Here is an 18537-nt window from a genome sequence, read left to right on the forward strand (position 1 = left end):
CTACTTACGGAATCGATGTTTCTTTCTCTTCCTCCGGCTACTTAGATGTTTCAGTTCACCGGGTTCCCTTCCATAGCTTATGGATTGGGCTATGGATGACCGGAGTTTGTCCGGCCGGGTTTCCCCATTCAGAAATCCGTGGATCACAGCTTATGTGCAGCTCCCCACGGCTTTTCGCAGCTTATCACGTCTTTCTTCGGCTCTTAGTGCCAAGGCATCCACCCTGCGCTCTTTCTTGCTTGACCTCGCTACGAGCACTTAGACGGTAACGAGCCCTCAGGCGATGTTAGCGTCTTACGTGCGATGCATGCATGGCCCTTGGTGAAAGCGAGTCTGTTAAGACGAAGCTTGAATCTAGTAGCCAGGCGCGTTATTCGCACGCTGCTTTTGTCCTCGTATTCTTTTGATGCATAGCGTTGCATCAGCTTAAAAAAGCTTGTGTTTTGATCTTTCGATCGGTTTGTTAATTCTCGGATGTCTTGATATTTATCGACCTTTCTGTTGCAATCTCCATCTCATTCGCGAACAGGTCCGCTCATGATCCGCAGATCCAGAAGGTCTTTTTATCAATTCTTCTATCTGTATGAAGTTTTCAAGGTACTCCCTGATCTCTCAGGTTGACTGAATTTATCAGTCATTCCGGTGTTCAATCTCTTGAGCACTCGAATGACGAATAAATCGTCTTCTTCTCAATAAAAAGAAATATCTGGCGGCCACCTATTCTTCCGGGCCGTCTCCAGCCGAGTACCGTCGGCCGCCTGAGTCTTAACCATCGTGTTCGGGATGTTAACGGGTGTTCCCCCCAGGCGCATCGCCACCAGAAATATGAAGTTATCTTTGAGCCGCAAGGATCGGAAAAAACAATGCGTCGAATGCTTGCATTCGTAAGCATTTGTTTTTGATGATCCTCGGGGCGAATGCCCCGGCTTGTGGACGAAGTCCACAAGACATGCTTATCGGCTCTGCCGATAAGATGCGCTCATCAGCAAAGCTGACAAGTTGCGCTCAAACACTCGCGTGCCTGATAACTCAACAATGAAACAACACTCTACTCGATCTCTTAGAAAGGAGGTGATCCAGCCGCACCTTCCGATACGGCTACCTTGTTACGACTTCACCCCAGTTATCAGTCCTGCCTTCGGCAGCTCCCTCCTTGCGGTTGGGTCACTGACTTCGGGCATTACCAACTCCCATGGTGTGACGGGCGGTGTGTACAAGACCCGGGAACGTATTCACCGCAGCATGCTGATCTGCGATTACTAGCGATTCCAGCTTCATGTAGTCGAGTTGCAGACTACAATCCGAACTGAGACGTTATTTTTGGGATTCGCTTGGCCTCACGGCTTCGCCTCCCTTTGTTTACGCCATTGTAGCACGTGTGTAGCCCAAGTCATAAGGGGCATGATGATTTGACGTCATCCCCACCTTCCTCCGGGTTCACCCCGGCAGTCTCCTTAGAGTGCCCAGCTTCACCTGCTGGCTACTAAGAACAAGGGTTGCGCTCGTTGCGGGACTTAACCCAACATCTCACGACACGAGCTGACGACAACCATGCACCACCTGTCTCCGATGCTCCGAAGAGAGACGACATTACATCGCTTGTCATCGGGATGTCAAGACTTGGTAAGGTTCTTCGCGTTGCTTCGAATTAAACCACATGCTCCACCGCTTGTGCGGGTCCCCGTCAATTCCTTTGAGTTTCATTCTTGCGAACGTACTCCCCAGGTGGAATACTTAATGCGTTTGCGACGGCACCGATACCCTTCGGGTACCGACACCTAGTATTCATCGTTTACAGCGTGGACTACCAGGGTATCTAATCCTGTTCGCTCCCCACGCTTTCGAGCCTCAGCGTCAGTAATCGTCCAGTAAGCCGCCTTCGCCTCCGGTGTTCTTCCTGATATCTACGCATTTCACCGCTACACCAGGAATTCCGCTTACCCCTCCGACACTCGAGCCGAACAGTTTCCAATGCACTACCGGGGTTGAGCCCCGGGCTTTCACATCAGACTTGCTCTGCCGCCTACGCTCCCTTTACACCCAGTAAATCCGGATAACGCTTGCTCCATACGTATTACCGCGGCTGCTGGCACGTATTTAGCCGGAGCTTCTTACTCAGGTACCGTCATTTCTTTCTTCCCTGCTGATAGAGCTTTACATACCGAAATACTTCCTCACTCACGCGGCGTCGCTGCATCAGGCTTTCGCCCATTGTGCAATATTCCCCACTGCTGCCTCCCGTAGGAGTTTGGGCCGTGTCTCAGTCCCAATGTGGCCGGTCGCCCTCTCAGGTCGGCTAATGATCGTCGCTTTGGTGGGCCTTTACCCCGCCAACTGGCTAATCATACGCGAGCCCATCCTATACCACCGGAGTTTTTCACACAACAAGATGTCTTATCGTGCGCTTATGCGGTATTAACAGTCGTTTCCAACTGGTATCCCCCGGTATAGGGCAGGTTGCTCACGCGTTACTCACCCGTCCGCCACTCGAAATAAAACCGTCACTCCGAAGAGATCGTAATATCATTTCTCGTTCGACTTGCATGTGTTAAGCACGCCGCCAGCGTTCATCCTGAGCCAGGATCGAACTCTCATGTTAAAAGTCCTTCATTCATCCGCCTTTTAAGTTCATCACACAGATCCTCTAACAGATCACATATGATTCTTCTTCGCGGATGCATGCTTCCCAGAATGAATTAGCTTGGCTAATCCTTTACTGTTTTTAAGGTCCTCAGATTGCTCTGAGATTCGCTTTGATTCTCTTAGAATCTTTCAAGGTTGTTTCATTGTTCAGTTATCAAGGTTCTTGCTTGCACCCGCTCGAGTGACAGCTGGAATAGTTTACCGCAGCTGTTATTTCCTGTCAAGATTTTATTCTGTCTCCTGCGGAAATATCCTTGCGCAGTGCACCGACTATACTATCATTCTCCCTCCTGCATGTCAACGCGACATTGTGGTGAGTTTGTGATAATTGTCGAGCGGAGATGGAGAGATTTGAACTCTCGCGCCGCGTTAACGACCTACTCCCTTTCCAGGGGAGCCCCTTCGGCCAGCTTGGGTACATCTCCAAAGCATGATCGATTTCTCAACCATATATCATTGTCGGATCCGAAGATCCGCCAGCGGAGAGGGTGGGATTCGAACCCACGCGCCCTTGCGGACAAACGGTTTTCAAGACCGCCTCGTTATGACCACTTCGATACCTCTCCAAGCATCTGTGCCTTAACAGCACGAAAATTATATTATCACAGCAAATTTCAGAGTGTCAACAAAGAAAAGCGTTTTTCTCCATTTTTGCTATTTTTCAGGGCACGGCAATCCCACGTCTTAAAACAAGGATCTTCATATGCAGTCTCCTATCTGTCTTCAGATGCGCTGTGAAGTTGCCTCTTGTACATATATAACTATAACCAGTCAAAACACTCATACAGGTCTCGCTGATTACAGATCACAAGAGTTTTTCCCTTCATATTTTTTGTTATATCCTGATAGACATTTCTTTGAGATGCCACTCTTCCATCCCAGAGAATCCAGCGCAGGAACTTCCAGTCGAATTTCTCCGGACAATCAGTCCCCATATCTGGCCTGGTTTTTCCCTTGTATGTTAACCATCTCTTTATCACTCTCAGCGCACATGGTATTCGTCCGTACAGAAGCAAAATTATGAGATCCGCCTCTTCTAATCTGCGCTCAAATTCCAGCTTGGTGTAGTTTCCGTCAATGATCCAGGCATCCTTTATATCCATAAAGCTCTTACATATCTGTTGTTCGTCTTCTGCCTGACGTTCACCCCAGTTGGGTAGCCAGTGTACCTGATCCAAGTGAAGAACTTCTATTTGATATTTGTCAGCAAGTTTCGTTGCCAGCGTGGATTTACCGGAACCACTGTAGCCCATGATTACTATCTTACGGGGTTTTTTGCTCATATGCTTTGCCCTCCCATAATGAATCACTCCTGGTACACTCCTCAGTGTTTTTCCCGCATATCCATATCCTCCACAAACTTTGATTTATCGTTTCAACCTATCATTCATATTTCTCCCAATCCTCGGCAGATTCTATTACCAAAATCCAACGATCAATCTCAAATTTTTCATCGTGTTCGCAATCAGATTAAGTCGAAGAGGTCACCCATCTGCTTCGACGACTCGTACTTGTAAGTTGTCGATTGTACGATAAGAAGGATTCTGGGTTCTCCATTTTTCGGCTCATAGCCTCCCTGTACACAGATTGTATTGATATGATAATTTCCATTCCCTCCATATCCAAATACATATACCCTGCTTCCGTTACTCCGGCACTTTCCAGTACCCATTTTTTCTTGCTCCATAACGGATAATCTTCTTTTCTTCTTTCAGACTCGCCAGTATGCGCTGCACCTGTCTCTGTGTCAGTCCCAGCGATAATGACAGGACCTTTGCCGTAAGCCTGCCGTCCTGCCGGAGAAGCTCCAGCACTTTATCCTCATTTGTTACGACATTTCTTGCGACATTTATTGCGACATCATTATTGTCTGTCTTGCCCTGATTCTCACTCAGTTCCTTTAAGGCATTGCGGATCATACCAAGCATAAATTCCACAAACTCTGTGGAATCTCCAGAATTGTCAGCCTTCTGCAGCACCCGATAGTATTCTGTCTGATTCGCATGGACCAGATTTTCCACCGGCAGCCACGCAAACAGGTCATTCCATTTCTGAAGGATCAGGGACTGCCAGAGCCGTCCGGTCCGTCCGTTCCCATCCGCGAAGGGATGAATAAATTCAAATTCATAATGAAAGATACAGCTTGTTACCAGAGGATGATATTTGGATTCCTTCAGCCAGGTCATCAATTGTGAAACCAAATCAGGAACGTATCTCGCCGGTGTGCCGGCATGGATCAGCTGATCACCGGCATACACGCCTACATTGCCGCTGCGGAATCTCCCTGCTTCTTTTACCAGGCCTTCCATCATCAGCTTATGCGCAAAAAGCAGATTCTTTACATCGTAAGGATCAAGCTCAGAAACACGCTCATATGCTTCATAGGCATTCTTCACCTCCCGGATATCCTCCGGCGGGCCAAATACATGCTTCCCGTCGATCACATCGCTGGCGATTGGGCAGAATCCGCCCTCTCCTTAAATCTGAGACGGACTCCAGCCTCGCCTGCGCAGAATGATCTCCGCCATCAGAAGGTCCTCAGGTGTCGTTACCTTGAGATTCTCATAGCTGCCCTCAATCATATAGAGCTTCTTTCCGATCATCAGCTCATAGATCGCCGCGTCATCTGTCGCCCCGCTTCTTTCCTCCTGCAGATACCTTCTGTAAGCCTCCTTGATTTCCTCTGTCAAAAAGCACTGTGGAGTCTGCACCTGCCAGAGTCTGCTTCGATCCGGTGTGCGAATCACCGACTGATCCTCTCCTACTTCCTTAATCGTATCCTTGACGGGCATCCCCATGGCGCAGGCTTCCCCCCTGGAAACGACGGAAAGAGCTGTATTGATCTCCTCTGCCCGGATCAGCGCCCTTGCCCCGTCGTGAATCAGGACCTGTCCCCCGTCGTCCACCTTCTGCAGACCGGCGAAGACAGAATCGCAGCGTTCCCTGCCACCAGCCACAATGGCGCTCACCTTATGAATCTGATACCGTTGAAGAATCTCCTCCGCGCGGTCCCGATCAAGCGGATCCACAACAAGAACGACGCGATCTACGAGCGATTGCTCATAGGCAAGCAGGCTATAGGCCAGAAGAGGCCGTCCAAGAAGAGGCAGGTACTGCTTCGGTAGCTTGCTTCCCATACGCCTTCCCTTGCCGGCTGCAAGAATGATTGCACTCACCATATTCCCATATCCTCATTGCGGCCCGATCGCCGCCCTGTGCCGTCCATGTCGGCAGATGGCCTCAACGCTCTCCCAGCTTAAGTCCCGGCACAGCGTTGAGATCCCAGCCGCTGACAGCTCCTCTGGCAAAATCATAGTAGGCAGCGGCTCCGATCATAGCCGCGTTATCCGTACAGAGGATGGGGGAAGGCCGATAGAACTTGACCCCATGCCGATCACAGGCCGCCTGCATGGCCTCGCGGAAGGCGCCGTTTGAAGCGACGCCGCCCGCTATGGCCATCTTCTTCAGATGGAACTCTTCCATAGCCATCTCGGCGTGATCCACCAGCGCCCCCACGACGGCCTTCTGAAAGGAAGCGGCTACATCCGCCCGATTGACCGCTTCTCCCCTCATTTGCATCTGATTTAAATAGTTGAGAACCGCAGATTTCAGACCGCTGAAGGAAAAATCGTAGACGCCGTCATTGACATGCGCCCTCGGAAACGCGATGGCATCGGGATTTCCCTCTCTTGCCTCTCTCTCAACCTTGGGGCCTCCGGGGTAGCCCAGGCCAATGGCTCTGGCGACCTTGTCAAACGCCTCTCCTGCTGCGTCGTCTCGGGTCATACCCAAAATCTCATAATCCCCATAGTCCCTGACCCTGACCAGATGGGTGTGGCCGCCGGACACCACCAGGCACAGGAAGGGAGGTTCCAGGTCCGGATTCTCAATGTAATTGGCGCTGATATGCCCCTCGATGTGATGAACCCCCAGGAGGGGAAGTCCCTTGGCATAAGCGATGGCCTTGGCCGCAGAAACACCCACCAAAAGAGCTCCCACCAGTCCGGGGCCGTAGGTCACGGCAACAGCGTCCACACCATCCAGGTCTGTATCCGCCTCCTTTAGGGCCTGTGCTATCACCTGGTTAATCCGCTCCGTATGAGCCCGGGAGGCAATCTCCGGCACGACGCCGCCGTAGAGGGTGTGAATGGGAATCTGCGTGCTGATCACATTGGACAAAACCTTGCGGCCATCCACAACAATGGCTGCCGCCGTCTCGTCACAGGAGCTCTCAACAGCGAGGATACGACGAATTTCCTTCTTTTCAGACATAATCTCTCCCTCTCGGCGCAGGTGTTTTTACGGATGCCTGCTTCCTCTGCCCGCCGGCATATACATTTTCGCAGGCACTCGTTTCCTTTGTTTTTCGGCACATGGCATTCCTGCTCGTGTCAGCCCGGCTATTTACGGATACTCACTTCCTTTACCCGCCTGCACATGGCGCTTTCTCCCGTGTCGATTCAAATATTTTTACGGGCCCTTGCTTCCTTTATTCCTCCGGGAAATCCAGGGTACAGCTTCTTCCATCCCAGCCCAGGCTGGCATTGGGGAATATCTCTGTCACCTGATCCATATAACGGGCCGCCCCCACTAAAGAGGGGGAAAAATGGGTCAGCCAAAGCTCCTCTGCCTTCGCCTCCCTGGCCAAAGCGGCGGCCTCCGCAAAGGTCATATGTTTCTTCTTCCTGGCCTTGCCGGCATCCTCCGGATCCCCGTACATGCCCTCACAGATAAAGAGATCCGCGCCCGCAGCCGCGTCAGAGATGGCCGGCGTCGGTCTGGAGTCTGTACAGTAGGTCAGCTTGATCCCTCTGCGGGCAGGCCCCATCACCATTTCAGGCCGGTATACCCTGCCATCCATCTCAACCCTTTCGCCCTTTTGCAGGCGGTTCCAGGCCTTCAGGGGAATCTCCTGCCTCCTGGCAGCATCGGCGTCGAAGCGGCCGGCCCGGGGAATGGAAAGGGAATAACCATAACAGGTCACATTGTGATTGACCCGAAAGGCCTGAATCCGGTATCCAAAGAGGTCAAACTCCTGCGTCCTGTCCTCAATTTCAACCATGCGAACCTCAAAGGGCAGCTCCTGGGCAATGGACCGAAGAGCAGTCACCACGCGAACCAGGCCCCTGGGGCCGATCAGGGTCACCGGATCGGTGCGATCGGCGTTACCCATGGAGAGCAAAAGGCCCGGAAGACCGGAAATGTGATCGGCATGAAAGTGAGTAAAGCAGATGACATCGATGGGATTCGGGGAAATCCCAGCCTCCTTCATGGCGATCTGTGTTCCCTCTCCGCAGTCAATGAGCAGGCTGTGCCCGTTGAATCTTGTGACCAGCGCTGTCAGCCAGCGCCGAGGCAGGGGCATGGTTCCTCCCGTCCCCAAGAGACAGACGTCTAACATGGCTTCTCCTTTTCCTCCGGCAAATCCAGGCGCAACAGCAGGGCGTCCTCGACAGGGTGCCGGTAAAAACGCGGTCTCAGGCCCACAGACGCAAACCCGTTTCTCTCATAGAGACAGATGGCCGGGACATTGCTCTTTCGCACCTCCAGAAAAATGCCCCTGAGGCCAAGATCTCTCGCTTTTTTCTCGAATTCTGTCAGCAGCTCTGTCGCGCAGCCCTGCCTTCTGGCATCAGGATGGCAGGCAATCGATACAATCTCGCCCTCGTCCGCCGCGAAATAGCAGAGCAAATACGCAAGGACGGTCTCCTCCTGTCCGGCGGGAAAATCCCCTGAAGACCTCTCCTTTGCCGGGACTAAATCCCCTGAAGCTTCCCCCTGCGTCAGAACCATAAGCAGGGCCTGATCATTCTTTAGGGCATCGGAAAAAGCTTTCCTGCTCCAACCGTCCGGGATGCTGACCGCCTCGATGGCCGCCATCTGATCCAGATCACTCTCGGCCGCCAAACGAACTCTTCCCATACCCTTCTTCTGCCCGAATCCTTTTATCTCTCGATCAGGGATCTCTTCTCCGCGGCACATCAGACCCTCTTTTCTCTGCTGCCAACTTTTCTCTTCGCTCCCGCTCAGCCTGGGACAGGCGCAGGTAATTGGGGCGGAAGTCCTCTGCCGCCACAAATTCTCCCTTTTGGGCGTAGACATAAGCCAGAGCAGCGAGACTGGAAGCCCTCTGCACGGCCATGTGCAGGGGGGCGAAATGATAGTCAACCCGGCACAGGCCCTCTATCGTCTGCCGAAAAACCGGTACCCCATCGCCCAGAAAGACAACCGGTCGCTTCCGGTCATTCACCCTCTCAAGAATCGCTTCTATACTCATGGCGGCCTGATCCATCAGCACCGTCAGTCCCCGGTCTGCAGACTGATAAAGACCGGTATAGGCCTGCTTCCTGCGGGCGTCCATGAGAGGACATATGAGCCTGTCGGTCCCCCAGCAGTTATAGGCGAGCGTCTCCAGGGTCGGAACCGGGATCAGAGGGATATCAAGGGCCTGCCCCAGACCCTTGACTGTGGCCGCTCCGATACGCAGGCCTGTAAATGAGCCCGGACCCGAAGTTACCGCAATCGCGTCAAGGGTTTTAAGATCCAGATCAATCATCCCGGCCAGCTGATCCAACATGGGCAGAAGGGTCTGCGAATGGGTCTTCTTATCATTGGTCGTATACTCGCCGATCAGACGATCATCTTCTGTGACTGCGACAGAGGCCACCAGGCCCGAGGCGTCCATGGCAAGGATTTTCACTCCTCTACCTCCTCAACTTGAATCCTGCGATAATCCAGTCCTTTTGACAGGTCCTTGGCAATCCGAATCTCCGTGCGCCGGTCAGGCAGGACTTCCTCGATCAGGTTGGCCCACTCAATCAGACAGACTCCCCGGCCAAAGATATAGTCATCAAAGCCGATCATTTGCAGCTCGTCAGGATCAGCGATCCGATAGACGTCAAAATGATAGAAGGGAAGGCGCCCCCCCTCATACTCCTGAACAATGGTGAAGGTAGGACTGTTGACATGGTCCTGGATCCCAAGCCCCCGGGCAAAGCCCTTGGTCAGGACGGTCTTTCCCACGCCAAGATCTCCCACAAGAGTAAAGACGTCGCCGGGTATGGCCCTCTCGGCCAGCATACGGCCAATCTCTCTGGTCTCTTCCTCGCTGTTTGTCTCGTAAATCATAGGGATTTTCCCTCCTGCTCAGAACAATGAAATATTCGTGGAGCGCATCCTCCATTGTCATGAATAAGATCAGACAGATCTAAAGTCAGACAGATCACAGAGCCGGTAATTTACAGTTTGATCTTAGCCAGCGCCTTTAACATATCGGAATTGCCCAGGCCCTCAGAGATATGCTGTCTCCTGTCCTGCCTCTGTCCCTCTCTTCCGCGGTTTCGTCCTGATCCCGCATGCTCTCGGCCCTTTGTATCCTGCTTTCTCTGGTCTTTTCCACTCTTTCGGCGATCGCTGACGGCTCCGCCCCCGCGGACATTGCTCCCGGCGGAGGCTCCGTGGCCCAGCCCTCCTCTACCGGATTTTTTATCCCGATCAGGATGATCTCTTCTGGCGGACATTTCCACAGGATTGCCCTGCGCGTCCACATCTCTGCCAATTCGCATGGACAGGGCGACGCGCTGCTTGTCCAAGTCAACAGCGACCACCTGCACGTCCACAATATCGCCGACAGAGACAGCCTCAAGCGGGTGCTTGATAAAGCGATCGGATATGCGGGAAATGTGCACCAGGCCATCCTGATGTACGCCGATATCCACAAAGGCCCCGAAATCAACGACATTTCTCACCGTGCCCTTAAGCACCATGCCGGGCTTCAAATCCTCCATGGACAAAACGTCCCGGCGCAGAATGGGCTGGGGCATATCCTGCCTGGGATCTCTGCCCGGCTTGGCAAGCTCCGTCAGAATATCCTCCAGCGTCATCTGCCCCAGGTGCAGCTCCGTGGCCATCTTCTGAATATCGCTGACCTCCTCGGCAATTCTCGCGATCCCGCCCTGACTGATCTCCTCCGGCCTGTGCCCCAGCCTGGCTAAAAGCTCTTCCGCCGCCTGATAGGACTCGGGATGCACGGAGGTGGCGTCGAGCGGGTTTTGTCCGTCGCGAATCCGCAGAAATCCGGCGCACTGCTCAAAGGCCTTGGGCCCCAGCTTTGGTACCTTAAGAAGTTGGCGACGACTTGTGAAAGACCCCTTCTCATCGCGATAAGCCACGATGTTCTTTGCGACCGGCGCGGAGATTCCTGAGATATAAGAGAGCAGGGAGGCGGAAGCCGTATTGAGATCGACGCCGACCCTGTTGACGCTGTCTTCGACCACGCCGCCCAGAGTCTCGGACAGCTTCTTCTGGTTCATATCATGCTGATACTGGCCTACGCCGATGGACTTGGGATCTATCTTGACCAGTTCAGCCAGAGGATCCTGTACCCGTCTCGCAATAGAGGCCGCGGATCTCTGTCCTACGTCAAAGGCGGGGAACTCCTCGCTGGCCAGCTTGGAAGCGGAATAGACCGAAGCCCCTGCCTCATTGGTAATGACATAGGATACCCGTTCGGGTATCTCCGCCAGAAGGTCCACGATGATCTGCTCAGACTCGCGGGAGGCCGTGCCATTGCCCAGAGAGATCAGGCTGACACCGTACTTTTTTATCATAGCCGCGAGGATCTTCTTAGACTCTGCCAGCTTATTCTGGGGTGCTGTCGGGAAGATAACCTTAGTGTCCAGGACCTTGCCCGTGGGATCGACAACAGCCAGCTTACAGCCGGTCCGGAAGGCGGGATCCCAGCCCAGAACCGTCTGCCCGGCAATCGGCGGCTGCATGAGCAGCTGCTGTAAATTCTTGCCGAAGACCCTGATGGCCCCGTCCTCCGCGGTCTCCGTCAGTGCGGAGCGAATCTCCCGCTCAATGGCGGGGGCAATCAGACGCTGATAGGCATCGGCGATTACAGCCGTCAGGACAGGCGTCGTGTAGGCGTTCTCCGCGTTGATATAGCGGTCGGCGATCAGCCGCAAAATATCCTCTTCGGGGGCATGGATCTTAACCGTCAGGATCTTCTCCTTCTCGCCGCGATTGATCGCCAGCACACGATGACCCGGGACTTCCCTGATGGGCTCATCAAAGTCGTAATAGGTCTCATAGACGCTTCTGGCAGTCTCGTCCCTGGCTGTAGAGACGATGCGTCCCCGATCCCTGGTCATCTGTCGGATCGTCATGCGCAGGTCGGCATCGTCAGCAATCTGTTCGGCGATAATGTCTCCCGCGCCGGCCAGAGCCTCCTCTGCCGACGTTACATCCTTTTGGGGATCAAGATATCCGGCTGCCTCTTCTAAGGCCTCTCTTGTCAGATTCTGTGCCAGAATGGTCTCCGCCAGACCGGTCAGGCCCTTCTCCCGGGCGATCATAGCCCGGGTTCTTCGCTTGGGCCGATAGGGGCGGTAGAGATCCTCTACCACAACTAAAGTCCTGGCCTCTTCAATCTTAGCCCTCAATTCCCCGGTCAGTTTTCCCTGCTCCTCAATGGCAGCCAGAACACTGGATTTCTTATCCTCCAGATTGCGCAGATAAACCAGGCGCTCCCCCAGATTGCGGAGGACTTCATCATTGAGTCCTCCGGTCGCCTCTTTGCGGTAGCGGGCAATAAATGGGATGGTGTTGCCCTCGTCGATCAGCCTGACAGCCGCCTCGACCTGGCTCTTCTTGACTCCTAACTCCTCTGTGAGCTCTAAAGCAATATCCAATATCTAACTCCTCAATTCACGTATTGCGGGCTTCTCAGTTTTCTTCTTCCTCCGCAAAATCCTTAGCCCAGCCAAAAGCATATTTGACCGCTTTATTCCATCCCCTGCGCTTTTTGTCTCTCTCCTCCTTCTCGATCTGAGGGATAAAGACACGGTCCAGCTGGATGTTCTTGACGACCTCCTCCTTGCTGGTCCAGAAGCCGACCGCAAGGCCGGCCAGATAAGCGGCGCCCAGGGCGGTGGACTCGACACAGGAGGGACGGTTGACCGGGCGGTCCAGCAGGTCCGCCTGGAACTGCATGAGGAAATTGTTGGCCGAAGCGCCGCCATCCACCTTGAGAGAGCGCAGATCAATCCCGGAGTCCGCCCGCATGGCATCGATGACATCGCATACCTGATAGGCGATCGACTCCAGGGTGGCCCGGATGATGTGATTCTTATTGGTGCCCCGGGTGATTCCCACGATTGTGCCACGGGCGTACTGGTCCCAGTGGGGAGCTCCCAGGCCGGTGAAGGCGGGAACCACATAGCAGCCATGCGTCCCATGGGCCTTGTTGGCCCAGTACTCAGAGTCCTCGGCGGAGTCGATCAGCCGCATCTGATCCCGCAGCCACTGGATGGATGCCCCCGCCACAAAGATAGACCCCTCCAGGGCATAGTTGACCTTGCCGTCCAGTCCCCAGGCGATGGTCGTAACCAGGCCGTTCTCGGAGAACACCGGCTTCTGACCGGTATTCATCAGGAGAAAACAGCCGGTCCCATAGGTGTTCTTGGCCTCCCCGTCCGCGTAGCAGGCCTGGCCAAAGAGGGCCGCCTGCTGGTCTCCCGCCGCGCCGGCAATGGGGATCTCGGCTCCCAGGAAGGAGGAATCCGCGTAGCCGTAAATCTGCGATGAGGGAACCGGCGTCGGCAGCATAGCGGCCGGTATCTCAAGCTCTTCCAAAATCTCCTGATCCCACTCCAGGCTGTTGATATTAAAGAGCATGGTTCTGGAGGCATTGGAATAATCCGTCACATGCACCCTGCCCGCCGTCAGCTTCCAGATCAGCCAGGTCTCGACCGTCCCGAAGAGGAGCTCTCCCGCCTTTGCTCTCTTTCTGGCGCCCGGCACATTGTCCAGGATCCACTTGATCTTGGTGGCGGAGAAATAGGCGTCGATCATGAGGCCCGTCTTCCTGCGAAAAGTCTCCTCCAGGCCCCTGGCCTTAAGCTCATCCGCGATGGCGCTGGTCCTGCGGCACTGCCAGACGATGGCATTGTAAATGGGCTCGCCTGTCTTCTTATCCCAGACAATCACCGTCTCCCGCTGGTTGGTAATGCCGATTGCCGCAATATCCGCCGCCTTTGCCCCGATCTTGGACATGGCCTCCACCGCCACTCCCAGCTGAGTGGACCAGATCTCATTGGCGTCGTGCTCGACCCATCCCGGCTGCGGGAACATCTGCCGAAACTCCTTCTGGGCCATGGAGCAGATTCTCCCCTCCTGGTCAAATAAAATACAGCGGTTGCTGGTAGTTCCCGCGTCCAGCGCCATCACATATTCTGCCATAATCAAGCCTCGCTTCCCCTTTAACAGGCGGCTCCCGAAAGAAGCCGCTTCGATTTCACCCCATCCGAATCATAGAGATCAGATCAATCGCCGCCGTCTTCGCCGCAAATTCCTTCTCGCTCATGGGTTCTGTGACAAAGGCGTGCTCCCCATCCTTCTGAGCCTCAATCAAATTGACAGGACCGAAGGTATCCTCAATCAAACTCATAGCGGAGCTGGAGCGGACGAAGAAGCGCTCAACCGTCTCCTGGGGATCACCCAGCGCAAGAGCCTCCGGCTCCCAGTCGATCGGCAGGTTTTTGTCAAGATTCCTGGCAATTTCAACCAGGTCTCCGACAACAGCGGAAGCGGTTGGCAGCTTTCCGGCGCCGGACCCGTAGAACATACCGTCTCCCAGCATATTCCCGTGGACAAAGATGGCATTGAAGACACCGTCCACCTTAGAGAGAGGGTGACTGGCGGGCAGCAGATAGGGGGCAACACGGGCGACATAGGTATCTCCCACCTTGCGGCTGGTGGCCAAAAGCTTGATACTTCTCTTTAAGATTTTGGCATATTTCATATCGGTGGCGCTGATCCCCCGGATTCCCTCCGTCGGAATATCCTGATAGTCCACCTGGCGGCCGGCGATCAGGGAAGTCAGTATCGCGATCTTACGGCAGGCGTCATAGCCCTCGATATCCGCCGTAGGATCCTGTTCTGCGAACCCCTTGTCCTGGGCCTCTTTTAAAACCTCATCAAAGTCCGTTCCATTGGCGGACATCTCCGTCATCATATAGTTGGTCGTCCCGTTGACAATTCCTGTGATCTCCTCGATCACATCTGCGGTCAGACACTCCAGGAGAGGACGGATGACGGGAATCCCGCCGCCAACCGATGCCTCGAAGAGGAAGCTGACCGAGTGCTCTCTGGCGATCCGAATCAGCTCGGCCCCCTTATCTGCGACAAGAGCCTTGTTGGACGTGGCCACATGCTTACCCGCCTCAAGCATGGTCTTGACGAAGGTGAAGGCCGGCTCAACGCCGCCCATGGTCTCGACTACCATATCGACCTCGGGATCCGCGGCGATCTCTTTGTAGTCGCGGACAATCAGCGGCGCGATCTCCTGATCCTCGAACTCGCGCAGGTCCAGAATATATTTCACATCGATTGGAGAACCGACACGTCTTTCGATCACACGGCGATTGACCTTCAACACCTCATAGACTCCGGAACCAATGGTCCCAAATCCCATAATCGCTGCCTTCATAGATACCTCTTTTCCTATCCTATGACCTCTTTTTCAAGGCCTCGCATATCCTGGCAAAACTGCCCCTTCCACCGCCCGACGTCGGCAGAATCTCCGGTGAATCCTGCACCTGCTCCCGCTTACTCCTGTCCCCCGCGCCTGCCGCACCGGGATACTCGCGCACTGCCCGGAAGCTTTCCCGCCCCGCTTTCTCCCCTTCCCGGCTCCTGCTACTCCCTGGCCAGAATCTTGACATAGCCGATGCCCCGGGTCTTCTCAATGGTATTGATCATGTCAGAGAGGTCCAGCGTCTCCGGCAGAACCTCCACACTGAGGGTGATCGAGGCCATATTATTGACCGGGATCGACTGGTGCAGGGTCAGAATATTGGCGTGATACTCGGCTACAATGCGGATGACTGCGGACAAAAGTCCCGGCGCGTCCTCCAGAGAAATCATCATCGTGATGGTCTTGCCCCGGTTGCTCTCATGAAATTTGAAAATATCATCCTTGTACTTGTAGAAGGAGGAGCGGCTGATTCCGACAAAGGCCGTCGCCTCCTGAATGGAGTCGCAGCGACCGGAGTCCAGGAGATCCTTTGCCTGTACCACCTTGAGCAAAACCTCCGGCACCGCCTTCTCCTTAAGAACATAGTATGCTGTCTTATCTGTCATGGATAAACCTCTTATATGCCATTTACGCTTCGAAAGGCGGCTTTTATGCCTCGCAGGCCTCTCTGATTCAGCAGGGAAAACGCTCAGTCCTCTGACATGGCATTTCTATCCGGACAGCCCAGAGAGAGCCAGCGCAGATACGCGTTGATAAAGAGGTTAATGTCCCCGTCCATCACAGCGGAGACATTGCCGGTCTCCTCACCCGTCCGCAGATCTTTGACCATGGTATAAGGCTGGAATACATAGGAGCGGATCTGGTTGCCCCAGGCGATGTCCGTGACCTCTCCCCGGATTCCCTCCGCCTTGGCCTTCTGTTCCTCCATCTTTAGCATATAGAGCTTGGCCTTGAGCATCTGCATGGCCTTATCCTTGTTCATATGCTGCGACCGCTCATTCTGACACTGAACGACAATCCCCGTGGGAAAATGCGTAATCCGGATGGCGGAAGAGGTCTTATTGATGTGCTGGCCGCCGGCGCCCGAAGACCGATAGGTGTCAATACGGATATCCTCATCCTTGACCTCGACATCCAGATCCTGCTCCAGTTCCGGCATGACATCACAGGATGAGAAGGAGGTCTGGCGCTTGCCGTTGGCGTTGAAGGGGGAAATCCGCACCAGCCGGTGAACCCCCTTCTCGCTCTTTAAGTAACCATAGGCGTTCTCACCGTTGACCTGAAAGGTGACCGCCTTGATCCCGGCCTCATCGCCGTCCAGATAATCCAATTCCTCCACTTCAAAGCCCTGGGCCGCTGCCCAGCGGGTATACATGCGGTAGAGCATGGCTGTCCAGTCACAGGCCTCCGTCCCGCCGGCGCCGGCGTGCAGGGTGACTATCGCGTTGTTGGCGTCAAACTCTCCGGAGAGCAGGGTCTTGATCCGGACCCTCTCGAAGTCCTCCTTCATCTGATCCATCATAAGGCGGATCTCTCCCACCATGTCCGCATCATCCTCTTCATTGGCCATATCCATGAGCATGCCGATCTCCTCAATGCTGTTCTTCAGCTTATCGGCGATCTCAACATCGTCCTTTAAGGACTTGAGCTCCTTCATCTTCCTGGCGGACAAATCCGCGTCATTCCAGAAGTCGGGAGCCTCCATCTCACGATTCAATTCCTCAATCTTCTGGTGCTTGGATTCCAGATCCAGGGCCCTGGTCACTTCTGCCAGGGGCTCTTTATAGCTCTCCAGTTCCTGTCGCATGGGGTCTAATTCAATCAGCATAAGGCGATCCTTCCACCGGCACGGCCGATTCTTATCTCGTGTGATGACAGTGGTAGAGGCCCTTCCCGCATCAGCCGCGATTACTTCAGCTGATCTTGCAGGAGCTCAATGGCCCGTCCCACCTCATTGTCCTTCAGTATATCATAGGTCCCTGTATCCGTGGACTTCGTGTCAGAATCCTCCATAGAGACATCCGGCTGGATCCCCTTCTTGTGGATGGACTCCCCATTCGGAGTGTAATAGCTGGAAACGGTAATCTTGACTGCGGATCCGTCCGCCAGCCGCATGGTCTGCTGCACGATCCCCTTGCCAAAGGTCGTCTGTCCGATCAGAGTCCCCTTGTGATAGTCGCGGATGGCTCCGGCGAAGATCTCCGCCGCCGAGGCGGAGTCCTTCGATATCAAAACGGCAATCGGCATCTTGAGTTCATCTTTGCCGTCGGTATGATAGTCGGTCCGTTTCCCCTCCTTGTCCACCATATAGACGCTGGTTCCCTCCGGCAGAATATGGTTCAGAATATCTGTGACGGACGTGACCATACCGCCCGGATTATTGCGGACATCAAAGATGACTCCCTTCATCCCCTGTTTCTTCAGATCGTCCATGGCCGCGAGATACTCTTTCAGGGTATTCTCACTGAACTGATCGATACGGACATAGCCGATACCGTCCGCCGCCATCCGATGGGAGACGCTGGGAATCTCAATTCTGCGGCGGGCAACGGAAAGGGTTTCCTCGCTGCCATCCGCCCGGCGCAGAGTCAGTTCAACCCGACTGTCCGCCTGACCGCGGACCTTGGCGACAATATCCTCCAGAGAGAGATCTGCCGTGCTCTGATCCCCCACCTTCTCGATAATGTCGCCGGAGACCATACCCGCTTCACTGGCGGGGGACTTATCGTAAACGGTCACGACCTTGATCTTGCCATCCTCCGTCTTCGTCATGGACACCCCGATCCCGACGAAGGATCCCGTCATGGAAGCCATGAGATCCTCATATTCCCTGGCCGTATAGTACTCCGTGTAGGGATCTCCCATGGCCTCCATAATCCCCTTGTACATCCCCTTCTCCATGGCATCCTTGTCAACATCCTGGTAATAGTAGCGCTTGATAATCTTCTCCAGGGCCATCAGCTTGGCATAGCTGGCCGGATTGACCGCAGAGTCCCCCTTGCCGGCCGAGTAGACGCTGATGCCCAGGACCAGAGCCAGAATCAGAAGGGTAGCCAGGGCGCCGGTGAAAATCCCCCTGACGAAGGATCCGCCCTTTTCCTTTCTTGCCTTTCTCCTTGACCCTCTTCCCGCTTTCTCTGGCAGAGCCTTTTTCCCTTCTGTCTCGCCCGAATCGATAGATGTCTGCTTCTGTCCTTCTGGCTCGCCCGAATCGATAGATGTCTGCTTCTCCTCCGGTCGCGGACTTCCTTCTGTCTCCTCGCTGCTGATCTGCTTCTTCTCATCCATACTTCGTTTCCTCCTGAGCGCAGAAATACATCCCCCGAGACAAGCGGGCGATGTATTTCCATAAC

At 54.3% G+C, this 18537-nt stretch carries 14 protein-coding genes, 2 tRNA genes, 3 rRNA genes and 1 pseudogene; all 20 read right to left on the reverse strand.

Going from position 1 to position 18537, the window contains the following annotated elements; all coding sequences use genetic code 11:
• A 23S ribosomal RNA gene (locus tag GCWU000342_RS06805) occupies positions 1 to 245 on the reverse strand; the annotation flags it as partial.
• A gap of 459 nt (positions 246 to 704) precedes the next feature.
• A 5S ribosomal RNA gene (gene rrf, locus GCWU000342_RS11095) occupies positions 705 to 822 on the reverse strand.
• A gap of 242 nt (positions 823 to 1064) precedes the next feature.
• Positions 1065 to 2599 (reverse strand): 16S ribosomal RNA (locus tag GCWU000342_RS06815).
• 380 nt (positions 2600 to 2979) lie between these two features.
• Positions 2980 to 3068 (reverse strand) — tRNA-Ser (locus tag GCWU000342_RS06820).
• 55 nt (positions 3069 to 3123) lie between these two features.
• A tRNA-Ser gene (locus GCWU000342_RS06825) sits at positions 3124 to 3209 on the reverse strand.
• A gap of 195 nt (positions 3210 to 3404) precedes the next feature.
• Positions 3405 to 3926, reverse strand: coding sequence for a P-loop NTPase family protein (locus GCWU000342_RS06830; protein WP_006906623.1), 522 nt, complete (start codon positions 3924 to 3926; stop codon positions 3405 to 3407).
• Positions 3927 to 4114: 188 nt separating this feature from the next.
• Positions 4115 to 4315: pseudogene (locus tag GCWU000342_RS10995) on the reverse strand (hypothetical protein); the annotation flags it as partial.
• Positions 4290 to 5039, reverse strand: coding sequence for a Fic family protein (locus GCWU000342_RS06835; protein ID WP_242649994.1), 750 nt, complete (start codon positions 5037 to 5039; stop codon positions 4290 to 4292). The pseudogene GCWU000342_RS10995 and the gene GCWU000342_RS06835, both read right to left, overlap by 26 nt.
• An 81-nt stretch (positions 5040 to 5120) precedes the next feature.
• Positions 5121 to 5822 (reverse strand): 2-C-methyl-D-erythritol 4-phosphate cytidylyltransferase, encoded by a 702-nt coding sequence (gene ispD, locus GCWU000342_RS06840; protein WP_006906626.1) that lies wholly within the window; start codon positions 5820 to 5822, stop codon positions 5121 to 5123.
• A 61-nt stretch (positions 5823 to 5883) separates the two neighbouring features.
• Positions 5884 to 6915 (reverse strand): tRNA (adenosine(37)-N6)-threonylcarbamoyltransferase complex transferase subunit TsaD, encoded by a 1032-nt coding sequence (tsaD, locus tag GCWU000342_RS06845; protein ID WP_006906627.1) that lies wholly within the window; start codon positions 6913 to 6915, stop codon positions 5884 to 5886.
• A gap of 217 nt (positions 6916 to 7132) precedes the next feature.
• Entirely contained in the window at positions 7133 to 8044 is a 912-nt protein-coding gene (locus GCWU000342_RS06850) for a ribonuclease Z (RefSeq protein WP_006906628.1), read from the reverse strand.
• A complete protein-coding gene (gene rimI, locus GCWU000342_RS09985; protein ID WP_169304668.1) occupies positions 8038 to 8565 on the reverse strand; it encodes a ribosomal protein S18-alanine N-acetyltransferase in 528 nt (175 codons plus the stop codon). Before rimI ends, GCWU000342_RS06850 begins: the two co-directional genes overlap by 7 nt.
• 34 nt (positions 8566 to 8599) lie before the next feature.
• Positions 8600 to 9343 (reverse strand): tRNA (adenosine(37)-N6)-threonylcarbamoyltransferase complex dimerization subunit type 1 TsaB, encoded by a 744-nt coding sequence (gene tsaB / locus GCWU000342_RS06860; protein WP_006906630.1) that lies wholly within the window; start codon positions 9341 to 9343, stop codon positions 8600 to 8602.
• Positions 9340 to 9771: a tRNA (adenosine(37)-N6)-threonylcarbamoyltransferase complex ATPase subunit type 1 TsaE gene (tsaE, locus tag GCWU000342_RS06865; RefSeq protein WP_006906631.1), complete on the reverse strand. Its 432-nt coding sequence runs from the start codon at positions 9769 to 9771 to the stop codon at positions 9340 to 9342. The genes tsaB and tsaE overlap by 4 nt, the downstream gene beginning before the upstream one ends.
• Before the next feature lie 110 nt (positions 9772 to 9881).
• The gene (locus GCWU000342_RS06870) at positions 9882 to 12338 is read right to left on the reverse strand and encodes a Tex family protein (protein ID WP_006906632.1); all 2457 of its coding nucleotides are present in this window, start codon (positions 12336 to 12338) and stop codon (positions 9882 to 9884) included.
• A gap of 34 nt (positions 12339 to 12372) precedes the next feature.
• Positions 12373 to 13887, reverse strand: a complete 1515-nt coding sequence (gene glpK / locus GCWU000342_RS06875; RefSeq protein ID WP_006906633.1) for a glycerol kinase GlpK — start codon at positions 13885 to 13887, stop codon at positions 12373 to 12375.
• Between the two features lie 55 nt (positions 13888 to 13942).
• On the reverse strand, positions 13943 to 15136 hold the full coding sequence (locus GCWU000342_RS06880) for a homoserine dehydrogenase (RefSeq protein WP_006906634.1): 1194 nt from the start codon (positions 15134 to 15136) through the stop codon (positions 13943 to 13945).
• Between the two features lie 209 nt (positions 15137 to 15345).
• Positions 15346 to 15789, reverse strand: a complete 444-nt coding sequence (locus tag GCWU000342_RS06885) for an ACT domain-containing protein (RefSeq protein ID WP_006906635.1) — start codon at positions 15787 to 15789, stop codon at positions 15346 to 15348.
• 83 nt (positions 15790 to 15872) lie between these two features.
• The gene (gene prfB / locus GCWU000342_RS06890; RefSeq protein WP_006906636.1) at positions 15873 to 17012 is read right to left on the reverse strand and encodes a peptide chain release factor 2; all 1140 of its coding nucleotides are present in this window, start codon (positions 17010 to 17012) and stop codon (positions 15873 to 15875) included.
• A gap of 80 nt (positions 17013 to 17092) precedes the next feature.
• The gene (locus GCWU000342_RS06895) at positions 17093 to 18472 is read right to left on the reverse strand and encodes a S41 family peptidase (RefSeq protein ID WP_006906637.1); all 1380 of its coding nucleotides are present in this window, start codon (positions 18470 to 18472) and stop codon (positions 17093 to 17095) included.
• Positions 18473 to 18537 lie beyond the last annotated feature (65 nt).

The organism is Shuttleworthella satelles DSM 14600, from assembly GCF_000160115.1.
GTDB lineage: Bacteria > Bacillota > Clostridia > Lachnospirales > Lachnospiraceae > Shuttleworthia > Shuttleworthia satelles.

Excerpts from the sequence above, each read along its gene's own strand:
- GCWU000342_RS06885 (WP_006906635.1), bottom strand. The coding sequence starts at position 15,789 with ATGACAGATAAGACAGCATACTATGTTCTTAAGGAGAAGGCGGTGCCG.
- tsaD (WP_006906627.1), bottom strand. The coding sequence starts at position 6,915 with ATGTCTGAAAAGAAGGAAATTCGTCGTATCCTCGCTGTTGAGAGCTCC.
- GCWU000342_RS06850 (WP_006906628.1), bottom strand. The coding sequence starts at position 8,044 with ATGTTAGACGTCTGTCTCTTGGGGACGGGAGGAACCATGCCCCTGCCT.
- GCWU000342_RS06895 (WP_006906637.1), bottom strand. The coding sequence starts at position 18,472 with ATGGATGAGAAGAAGCAGATCAGCAGCGAGGAGACAGAAGGAAGTCCG.
- glpK (WP_006906633.1), bottom strand. The coding sequence starts at position 13,887 with ATGGCAGAATATGTGATGGCGCTGGACGCGGGAACTACCAGCAACCGC.
- prfB (WP_006906636.1), bottom strand. The coding sequence starts at position 17,012 with ATGCTGATTGAATTAGACCCCATGCGACAGGAACTGGAGAGCTATAAA.
- tsaE (WP_006906631.1), bottom strand. The coding sequence starts at position 9,771 with ATGATTTACGAGACAAACAGCGAGGAAGAGACCAGAGAGATTGGCCGT.
- ispD (WP_006906626.1), bottom strand. The coding sequence starts at position 5,822 with ATGGTGAGTGCAATCATTCTTGCAGCCGGCAAGGGAAGGCGTATGGGA.
- rimI (WP_169304668.1), bottom strand. The coding sequence starts at position 8,565 with ATGGGAAGAGTTCGTTTGGCGGCCGAGAGTGATCTGGATCAGATGGCG.
- GCWU000342_RS06880 (WP_006906634.1), bottom strand. The coding sequence starts at position 15,136 with ATGAAGGCAGCGATTATGGGATTTGGGACCATTGGTTCCGGAGTCTAT.
- GCWU000342_RS06830 (WP_006906623.1), bottom strand. The coding sequence starts at position 3,926 with ATGAGCAAAAAACCCCGTAAGATAGTAATCATGGGCTACAGTGGTTCC.